Consider the following 958-nt stretch of genomic DNA (forward strand, 5'->3'; position numbering starts at 1 on the left):
TCCGTCGACCTGGTCGCCCGGCTGGCCACCATGGGCCGCGAGGACGCCGTGCGCTGCGCCGAACTCCTGCGCGGCGCCCGCATCCTGACCGACCCCGACCCGGCCACCGGGCGCGGCGGCGACGGCGACCTGGAGTTCGTGCACCCGCTGATCGCCACCGCCGTCTACAACTCCATACCAGACGCCCTGCGCACCGCCATGCACGGCATCGCCGCCCAGGTCGTCACCGACTCCGGCCTCGGCGCCGCCGCGGCCTCCCGGCACCTGCTCCAGGTCCACCCGGACGACGACGAGGAACTCGTCGAGCAGCTGCGCGCCGCCGCCCGCGAACACCTGGCCGTCGGCGCCCCCGACGCCGCCCGCCGCTGCCTGGAGCGCGCCCTGCTGGAGCCGCCCGTGCCGGAGGTGCACGCCCGCGTCCTGTACGAACTGGGCTGCGCCACGCTGCTGACCGCCCCCGCCACCACCATCGAGCACCTCCAGACCGCCCTGGGCATGCCCGGACTCGACGGCGCGGCCCGAGTGGACGCCGTGTGCCGGCTCTCCCAGGCCCTGCTGCACAACAACCAGCTCGAGGAGGCCGTCCGCACCGTCGAGACGGAGGCCGCCCGCCACGAACCCGGTCCCGTACGGCTGCGGCTCCAGGCCGTGCAGTACATGTGGGAGGGCCTGTACGCGGGCGAGACCGGCTCCCCGGACCGCTCCGAACGGCTCGCCGCGCTCGCCGCCGGCTGCACCGGCCGCGACAACTCCGAGCGCGCCCTGCTGATCCTGCGCGGATTCGACGCCATGACCCGCGGTGAGAACGCCGAGGAGGTCGTCGAGGTGTGCGACCGCGCCCTGGTCAACGGCCGCCTCGCGCCGGGCCTCGGCTGGACCGACCCCGAGTGGGGCATCGAGCTGCTGCTGATGCTCGCCGGCGCCTACGCCTACAGCGACCGCCTCGACCGCGCCGAGG

The 958-nt window shown here is 75.4% G+C and carries 1 pseudogene; it reads left to right on the forward strand.

Features of this window, described 5'->3' with window-relative positions:
• Positions 1-958, forward strand: a pseudogene (locus tag IE249_RS37925) (ATP-binding protein); the annotation flags it as partial.

Source organism: Streptomyces anandii JCM 4720 (assembly GCF_014650655.1).
In the GTDB taxonomy this organism is placed as follows: Bacteria; Actinomycetota; Actinomycetes; order Streptomycetales; family Streptomycetaceae; genus Streptomyces; species Streptomyces anandii.